The 8,128-nt window shown below is 70.5% G+C and carries 9 protein-coding genes; 8 read left to right on the plus strand and 1 reads right to left on the minus strand.

All coding sequences use genetic code 11. From position 1 onward, the window contains the following. On the minus strand, positions 1-489 hold a 489-nt coding region (locus tag M0P34_RS11365; RefSeq protein ID WP_291499147.1), incomplete at its 3' end, for an MFS transporter. Positions 490-800: 311 nt separating this feature from the next. Between M0P34_RS11365 and M0P34_RS11370 the strand changes: the two genes are divergently transcribed. The 8 genes from M0P34_RS11370 to M0P34_RS11405 form a co-directional block, all read left to right on the plus strand. Beyond that, positions 801-1,388 (plus strand): GAK system XXXCH domain-containing protein, encoded by a 588-nt coding sequence (locus tag M0P34_RS11370; protein WP_291499150.1) that lies wholly within the window; start codon positions 801-803, stop codon positions 1,386-1,388. A 4-nt stretch (positions 1,389-1,392) separates the two neighbouring features. Beyond that, positions 1,393-2,568 (plus strand): hypothetical protein, encoded by a 1,176-nt coding sequence (locus M0P34_RS11375; RefSeq protein ID WP_291499152.1) that lies wholly within the window; start codon positions 1,393-1,395, stop codon positions 2,566-2,568. Between the two features lie 41 nt (positions 2,569-2,609). Then, positions 2,610-2,882 (plus strand): amphi-Trp domain-containing protein, encoded by a 273-nt coding sequence (locus M0P34_RS11380; RefSeq protein ID WP_291499155.1) that lies wholly within the window; start codon positions 2,610-2,612, stop codon positions 2,880-2,882. A 4-nt stretch (positions 2,883-2,886) separates the two neighbouring features. After that, a complete protein-coding gene (locus M0P34_RS11385) occupies positions 2,887-4,533 on the plus strand; it encodes a PhoU domain-containing protein (protein ID WP_291499157.1) in 1,647 nt (548 codons plus the stop codon). Positions 4,534-4,568: 35 nt separating this feature from the next. Then, the gene (locus M0P34_RS11390; protein WP_291499159.1) at positions 4,569-5,447 is read left to right on the plus strand and encodes a GAK system ATP-grasp enzyme; all 879 of its coding nucleotides are present in this window, start codon (positions 4,569-4,571) and stop codon (positions 5,445-5,447) included. Beyond that, entirely contained in the window at positions 5,444-6,571 is a 1,128-nt protein-coding gene (locus tag M0P34_RS11395; RefSeq protein WP_291499161.1) for an HprK-related kinase B, read from the plus strand. The genes M0P34_RS11390 and M0P34_RS11395 overlap by 4 nt, the downstream gene beginning before the upstream one ends. Before the next feature lie 10 nt (positions 6,572-6,581). Beyond that, positions 6,582-7,766, plus strand: coding sequence for a GAK system CofD-like protein (locus M0P34_RS11400; RefSeq protein ID WP_291499163.1), 1,185 nt, complete (start codon positions 6,582-6,584; stop codon positions 7,764-7,766). Between the two features lie 35 nt (positions 7,767-7,801). Further along, positions 7,802-8,128: amphi-Trp domain-containing protein (locus M0P34_RS11405; RefSeq protein WP_291499164.1), on the plus strand; the 327-nt coding region annotated here is incomplete at its 3' end.

The following is an 8,128-nucleotide window of genomic DNA, read 5'->3' on the forward strand; positions in this document are numbered from 1 at the left end:
ATAGCCGTAGGCGAAGCCCCGGCCCGACACGGCGTCCAGCCGCCCGGCGGGCGCCACATGCCCCAGCAGCGAATCGTAGAACACGTTGCCGCCCACAAACCCCACCTGGGCCACGAAGAACAGACCCGCCGTCAGCCACACCGCGCCCGGCCCGACGGCCACAAGCCCCGTGGCCGCGAGGCCGCCGCACAGGCAGAACGCGAGCAGCAGGCGCCTGCGCAGGCCCAGATGGTCGGCCACGGCGCCCAGGGGCGGCGCCAGCACGAAGACCACCAGGGCCGTGGCACTGACCAGGTAGCCCCACAGGCTCGCGGCGGACAGCCGCGCCCCGAGCACGGACACCCCGGCCTCGGGCACCACCGCCGCCGCGAAATAGGCGGGCAGCACCGCCACGGCCACGGTGGTCACATAGGCCGAGTTGGCCCAGTCGTACATGCACCAGGCGTGGACCCGGCGGCGCGCCGCAGCGCTGGAGGACATGGCGGGCATGGCGGGTGTTCTACCCCAGGCGCCGGGCAAAGGGAACCCGCGCGGACCCCGGCCCCCCGGCGCCGGAGCATCCCCGGCGGCCAGCGGGCCCGCGGGCCGCCGGGCCGTGTGACCGCCGCGTGACGGCCCCGGCGCACATTCTTCCCCGTCCTGCAACGCCATCGTCACACGCCTCCGGTAGACAGCGCAAGACATCGCAATCCCGGGCCGGGGCGGAGCATCCGCCCGCCGGGCCCGGCCCGGGAAGGGCGCCCCTTCATGCCCCTGTTTCGGGCCCGCGCCCGGGCCCGCCGCGCAAGGAGAACGACGCAATGAGCAGCAAATCCGTCAAGTTCGAGCGTGTACTTTGCGACGCGGAGCTGGAGCCGGTGCTCCAGGCGCTGCTGGCGCTGCTGGCCGCCCCGGGGCCCGCCGCGGGCGAGGCCGCCGTCCCCGGCCAGGCGGGCGCCCCGCCCGCGGCGCCCGCGACGCCCACGGCGGCGGACGTGTGCAAGATCAAGTTCGTGGTCAAACGCGAGTTCGGCGAGGTGCGGGCCAAGATGAAAATCGAGCCCATGCGCCCCGGCTGCCCCTGCGACCCCGACGCGGACTGCGTGACCGCCGCCAACGAGCCCAAGAAATATTCGCGCCTGAAAAAGCGCATGAAACGCTCCTTCAAGGCCATCCGCTCCAGCCTGGACGCCGGGCTCGCGCCCGCCGCCGAGGCCGTGGCGTCCTTCCTGGCCGACTCGGATGTCATGGTCTGCTACCCGGGCCACGGCGACGAGTTCTACCTCGATTACTCCCGCGCCTGCCGTGAACTGGCCCGGGCCTGGGAGGCCGGGGACCTGGAGGCCATGACCCAGGCCGCCCGGACCCTGGAGGAGCGCAAGAACCAATGCCATGACAGGTACAAATAAGCCCATGCCCGCAACGCCCCTTTCCGCCCTGCGCCCCGGAGCCCGCGCCGCCTGGAGCGCGCCGGACCTGGACAGCGTGCCCTGCGAGCCCACCGAGGCCGACGGCCAGCGGTTCGCGCGCATCGTCAGCGTGGACCTCTCGCCCGAGCAGGAACTGCGCGCCGTCACCCCCGGGCAGACACACCCCAAGCAGCGCCGTGTGCTGGCCCTGCACTGGCACCCCGAGTTCGTGCCCATGCCGCTGATCGCCCGGCGCCTGGACGCCCTGTTCCCCGGCGCCGAGGAGCGCCTGGTCATCCCCACCCAGCACAACGAGCTGACCAGCTTCGGCGACTACTCCGGGGTGGAGGTGGACTGCTACTCCTCGGGCTTCAACCAGAAGATCCAGCTGCTGTTGCACTTCCGCACCGAGCGCCTGGAGCGGGCCCACACCCTGCGCCAGATGCTGCGCCACACGCACAAGTACCGCTCCTCGCAGCTCTTCGAGTTCATGGCCGCCATCCTCGAACCGCGCCAGGAGATCGTGGGCCAGGCCGCCGCCCAGACCGGCGCGGACGAGACGACCGTCGAATATGTGCGCCGCAACCTGATGCGCATCGACGCCCTGCTCGCCGCACGCTGGGACGACGTGCCCCGCGACTCCCTGAAGAACAAGCTGCTGGCCCACTGGTTCGACACCCTGCGCGCCGAGCACTCCGACCCGTTCATCGACCGTGTGCAGACCTACCTGCGGGCGGTCAAGGCCCTGGTCAAGGCCCGCTTCTCCCTGGACTACTTCTACCGCGCCAGCGAGGTCATCGAGGAGGCCCGGGCCCTGGGGGCGGGCATCGTCATCCCCCACCCCGAGCAGTTCTGGCCCGTGCTGCTGGCCGAATACGACGTGGACGGCTGGGAGGTCTGGAACCCCCAGTCCAGCCGCTACACGGCCTTCCTGGTTTCCGTGCTGCACGAACGCAACCGCTGCCGCCCGCGCTCGGGCCGCCCGCTCATGGTCTTCATGGGCGACGACACGCACATGGGCGAGAAGGTCAAGGACCCGGCCTTCCGGAACCCGGAGAAATCCGCCCGCGAGATCGGCGTCCAGCCCTGGGACGACATGCTCGTGCGCAAGCAGCTCATCCTGGCCTCGATGGACCGCGCCCGGGTCATGGCCGAATACCGCGCCCGGCTGGACGGCTGACCCGGCCGCCGCCCCGCCAAAGCCGAACCAAGGAGACACCCATGGCCCAGGAAGAAAAATTCTTCTTCGAATCCATCCAGGATCCGCGCTCCCTTCGCGACTACCTGCAATCCCTCATGGACGGGCTGGAAAAGGGCCGCATCGTGCTGTCCACGGGCGGCGACGAGCTGACCCTGACCCCTCCCGGCCTGCTCAAGCTGACCCTCAAGGCCAAGCGCAAGGCGCCCACCAGCAAGCTCGTGCTCAAGCTGTCCTGGAAGGACGAGCCCAAGGCCGCCATCCGCTCCGAAGACGCCATGAGCATCCGTTCCTGACGCCATGACGACCTTCGAAAGCCTGGAAGAGAACTTCCGCTTCATGACCATCGAGGCCACCAACCTCGTGGACGCCACGCTGTCGTTCCTGGACGCGCCCTCGCGCGCGCTCTTCGAGCGCATCATCTCGCGCGACGACTATGTGGACAACCTGAAGAACGTCATCGAAAACGCCTGCTTCTCCAAGATTCACGGCGGGGCGGAGATATCCGGGCGCATGGTCGACACCATCCGCTCGGTGCAGATCATGTGCGCCAACCTGGAGCGCATCGCCGACTTCTGCGTGAACATCACCCGCCAGGTCGAGCACTTCGCGGACCCGCGCTCCCTGCACCGCTACGACTACAAGGCCATGTTCGCCGTCATCCGCGAGGGGCTGGCGCGCGTCGCGCCCACCCGGCGCGCGGCCGACCTCGCCGGAGCCCTGGAAATCTGCAAGGCCGAAAACGAACTCGACGCGCTCTACAAGCAGCACTTCGACCGCATCATGGCCGAGCTGTCGCGCGGGGGCGACCCGCGCGACCTGATCACCGCGCTGTTCATCTTCCGCTACCTGGAGCGCGTGGGCGATTCGCTGCTCAACATCGGCGAGGCGCTCATCTTCTCCATCCTGGGCGAGCGCATCAAGATCGAGCAGTTCGAGGCCCTGCGCCAGACCCTGGACAAGGGCGGCTTCACCGGATCGGTGGGCGACATCGACTTCAAGTCCATCTGGGGCTCGCGCTCGGGCTGCCGCATCGGGCGCGTGGGCTCCCGCCCGCCCGACGCCGAGGACGTGGCCTCCGGCAGCCTCTACAAGGAAGGCAACATCAGGAAGATCCGCCGCGAGAAGGAGAACATCGAACGCTGGGCCAGGGTCTTCCCCGGCATCGGCCCGCGCATCTTCAGCTTTCACGAGGACGGCGACCACGGGGCCATGCTGGTGGAGTTCCTGCCCGGCTGCACCCTGGACGAGGTCATCCTCTCGCCCAACCAGGAGCTGGCCACCAACGCCTTGTTCGTGCTCACGGCCACCCTGCACGAAATCTGGGCCCAGACCCTGACGCCCCGGCCCTGCCCCACGCGCTTCATGACCCAGCTGGAAGAGCGCCTGGAAGCCGTGCGCCAGGTGCACCCCGACTTCGAGCGCCCCGAACGCAGCCTCGGCCTGGCGCGCATCGCGCCCACAAGCGAGCTCGTCGCGCGCTGCAAGGAGCTGGAGGCCGGACTGCCCGCGCCCGCGTCCATGCTCATCCACGGCGACTTCAACACCAACAACGTGGTCTACGACCACGAGCGCCAGCAGGTGCATTTCATCGACCTGTACCGCTCCACCGAGGGCGACTATGTGCAGGACGTGGCCGTGTTCCTGGTGTCCAACTTCCGCATGCCGCTCCGGGGCAGGCAGGAGCGCGACCGGCTGAACTGGGTCATCGCCCAGTTCCTGGATTTCGCCGCGTCCTTCGCCGAGGAGATGGGCGACGCCACCTTCCAGGCGCGCCTGGCCCTGGGGCTGGCCCGCTCGCTGTACACCTCCACGCGCTTCGAGCTGCACCCCAAGTTCTCCAAGGAGATGTGCCTGCGGGCCCATTTTCTCATGGAAAAGGCCCTGGCCCACCAGGACGCGCCCTGGGAGGCCTTCCGCCTGCCCGAGGGCGTCCTGCACTACTGAACGCATTTCTTGTCCGAGCCCCGATGGAGGGCGTCATGAAACGCATCGGCGTCATCGGGACCACCGGCGGGTGGTCCTCGGAACTGCTGGCCGACACGGTGGCCGAAGTCACCGGCGGGCCGCGCCTTTTGGTGGACATGTCCCGCGTCCGGCTGGACCTGCCCGGCGGGGCGGCCTGGTTCGACGGCACGGACCTGTCCACCCTGGACGGGCTGATCGTCAAGAAGATCGGGGCGCGCTACTCGCCCGATCTGCTGGACCGCCTGGAGGTCCTGCGCTTCCTTTCCGCGCGCGGGCTGCCCGTGTTCTCCGAGCCCCTGGCCATCATGCGCGTGCTCGACCGGCTGTCGTGCACCGTGACCCTGCAACTGGAGAACATCCCCATGCCGCCCACCACCATCACCGAGGACGTGGACCAGGCCCTGGAGGCCCTGGAGATGTACGGCCAGGCGGTGTTCAAGCCGCTGTACACATCCAAGGCCCGGGGCATGACCGTCGTCGCCCCGGGGCCCGGGGCCCGGGCCGCCGTGCAGGCATACGCCGCCGAAAACCCCATCATGTACATCCAAAAGACCGTGGACCTGGACGACAGGGACCTGGGCGTGGTCTTCCTGGGCGGCGAGTACCTGACCACCTACGCCCGCTGCAAGACCAACGGCGCCTGGAACACCACCACCGCCTCGGGCGGCAGGTACGCGCCCTTCGATCCCGGGCCGCAGATCGTGGAGCTGGCCCGCCGGGCCCAGGCCCCCTTCGGCCTGGACTTCACCTGCGTGGACGTGGCCATCACCGACCAGGGGCCCTGCGTGTTCGAGGTGTCCGCCTTCGGCGGCTTCCGGGGCATCCAGGAGACCAGCGGCCTGGACCCCGCCCGGCTCTACGTCCGCCACGTCCTGGAGAGGATCGCGTCATGAGCGTGCCCGCCCGCCCCGCCTCCGTCGGCGCGCTGGCCGCGTCGGTCCGTGCGGCCCTGCCCGCCGAGCACACGCTGTTCCTGGCCCTGGGCGACTGCGTTGTGGAGGTCCGCGCCAGCCGGGCCGACCTGCGCGAGGCCCTGGCCGGGTATTTCAACGAATTCCTCTGCCCGCCCCCGCCCCCCGGGGCAGCGGACATCCTGGTCACGGCCCACGAGGCACCGGCACCGGAGCTGGATCTGCCCCTGGCCGAGAAGGCCCCGGACCCCGGCAAGGCCAAAGTCAAGGAACAGTGGGCCGACCTGCCCGACGGGCGCGTGGTCCGCAAGCGGCTGACGGGCATGGTCTTCGCCTTCGGCGGCGGGGTCAACGTGGCCGTCGGCCCCTGCCTGGACAACCCCAACCAGGTGGTCAATTTCGTCAACAACCGCTTCATCGAGGGCAAGCTCGACGCGGGCTGCCTGCTGGGCCACGCCGCCGGGGTGGCCCTGGGCGGACGCGGGCTGGCCCTGGCGGGATTCTCGGGCATGGGCAAGTCCACCCTGGCCCTGCACCTCATGTCGCGGGGCACGGATTTCGTGTCCAACGACCGGGTGCTGCTGCGCGAGGAGCCCGGGGGCGGCGCGACCATGTTCGGCGTGGCCAAGCACCCGCGCATCAACCCCGGCACGGCCCTGGCCAACCCGGATCTCGCGGACATCGTCGCCCCCGGGGACCGCGGGCGCTTCCTGGCCCTGCCCGAGGCCGAACTGTGGGCCCTGGAGCACAAGTACGACGCCCTCATCGGCCAGTGCTTCGGGCCCGGACGCTTCCGGCTCCGGGCGCCCATGGACGGGCTGGCGCTGCTCAACTGGCAGCGCGGCGCAGGGCCCATGCGCGCCCGGCTGGTGGACCCCGCCCGGCGCACGGACCTTCTGCCCGCGTTCATGAAGGCCACGGGCCTGTTCTACCGGCCCGCCGACCCCGCCCGGCCCCAGGATCCGCCCATGTCCGACTATGTGCGCGCCCTGTCGCGCTGCGCGGTCATCGAGCTGGCCGGGGGGGTGGACTTCGACGCCGCGGCCGATGTATGCCTGGAATTCCTGAAGACCGGGGCCACCCCCGGCGCACAGCCCCAAGCCTAGGCAGGCGAGCATGGTCCAGGTACGCATCACCCGCCAGGCCCGGGTGCCCGACCCGGTGCTCCTGCGCCGCCACGAACGCTGCCCCGACCTGGGGCCGCGCATCCTGTTCTTCAGCGGCGGAACGGCCCTGCGCGCCCTTTCCCAGCGGATCATCCGCTACACGCACAACTCGATCCACATCATCACGCCCTTCGACTCGGGCGGCAGCTCCGCCGTGCTGCGCCGGGCCTTCGGCATGCCCGCCATCGGCGACGTGCGCAACCGGCTCATGGCCCTGTCGGACCAGAGCCTGCACGGCAACCCCGAGGTGGTGGCCCTGTTCGCCCACCGCTTCCCCAAGGACGCCCCGGCCCGGGAGCCGCGCGAAACCCTGGAGACCATGGCCCGGGGCAGGCACCCCCTGGTCTCGGCCATCCCGGACCCCATGCGCAAGATCGTTCGCCACCACCTGCGCGTGTTCACCGAGTGGATGCCCCCGGCCTTCGACCTGGCCGGGGCCAGCGTGGGCAACCTCGTGCTCACGGCGGGCTACCTGGAGCACCGCAGGCACCTGGACCCGGTGATCTACCTCTTCTCCAAGCTGGCCGAGGTGCGCGGCACGGTGCGCCCGGTGGTCAACCACAGCCTGCACCTGTGCGCCGAGCTCCAGGACGGGACAACCGTTCTGGGCCAGCACCTGATCACCGGCAAGGAGGGCCCGGCCCCGGCCTCGCCCGTGCGCTCCCTGCGCCTGGTGCGCAGCGCCGCGGACACCGACCCCGTGCGCGCGCCCATCCGCGACAAGGTGCGTCGGCTCATCGCCTCCGCCGACCTGATCTGTTTCCCCGTGGGCAGCTTCTGGACCAGCCTGGTGGCCACGCTGCTGCCCCAGGGCGTGGGCGCGGCCGTGGCGGCCAACCCCTGCCCCAAGGTCTTCGTCCCCAACCTGGGCCACGACCCCGAGGCCCCGGGCCTGACGGTGGCCGACCAGCTGCGAGTGCTGCTGGCGACCCTGACCCGCGACGCCCCGGGCGCCGGGCTGCCCGTGGATTTCGTGCTTGTGGACCAGGAGAACGGCAGGTACCCCGGCCCGCTGGACAGGCGGGCCATCCAGGCCAAGGGGGCCGAAATCCTCGACTGCCCCCTGGTCACCCCGGACAGCGCACCCCTCCTGGACCCGGAACGCCTGGCCCGGGCGCTGCTGTCCCTCACCTGAGCGCCGGGAGGCCCCGGCCCGCAAGGAGCGCGCAGATGGAAAAGGACAAGATTTCCCTGGAACAGTCCCTGGCCCTGGAAGACGCCATAGCCTACCTGGAGGACCTCGCCGACGGCTTTCGGGCAGGCAGGGTCATCGTGGCCCAGGGCGACGCCAGCCTGGAGCTGATCCCCGCCGACAGCGTGGAGGTGGAGGTGGAGGCCCGCGTGAAGAAGGGCAAGGCCAAGTTCAGCCTGGAGCTGGAGTGGCGCATGCCCGTGGAGCCGGGCGAACAGGTGGTCATCACCCCCGTGGACGCCGACGCGCCCGCCCCCGAGGCCGCCCCCGAGGCGGCCAAACCCGCGCCCAAAGCAGAGGCGCCC

Source organism: Desulfocurvus sp., from assembly GCF_023230885.1.
In the GTDB taxonomy this organism is placed as follows: domain Bacteria; phylum Desulfobacterota; class Desulfovibrionia; order Desulfovibrionales; family Desulfovibrionaceae; genus Desulfocurvus.

Excerpts from the sequence above, each read along its gene's own strand:
- M0P34_RS11370 (WP_291499150.1), top strand. The coding sequence starts at position 801 with ATGAGCAGCAAATCCGTCAAGTTCGAGCGTGTACTTTGCGACGCGGAG.
- M0P34_RS11375 (WP_291499152.1), top strand. The coding sequence starts at position 1,393 with ATGCCCGCAACGCCCCTTTCCGCCCTGCGCCCCGGAGCCCGCGCCGCC.
- M0P34_RS11380 (WP_291499155.1), top strand. The coding sequence starts at position 2,610 with ATGGCCCAGGAAGAAAAATTCTTCTTCGAATCCATCCAGGATCCGCGC.
- M0P34_RS11385 (WP_291499157.1), top strand. The coding sequence starts at position 2,887 with ATGACGACCTTCGAAAGCCTGGAAGAGAACTTCCGCTTCATGACCATC.
- M0P34_RS11390 (WP_291499159.1), top strand. The coding sequence starts at position 4,569 with ATGAAACGCATCGGCGTCATCGGGACCACCGGCGGGTGGTCCTCGGAA.
- M0P34_RS11395 (WP_291499161.1), top strand. The coding sequence starts at position 5,444 with ATGAGCGTGCCCGCCCGCCCCGCCTCCGTCGGCGCGCTGGCCGCGTCG.
- M0P34_RS11400 (WP_291499163.1), top strand. The coding sequence starts at position 6,582 with ATGGTCCAGGTACGCATCACCCGCCAGGCCCGGGTGCCCGACCCGGTG.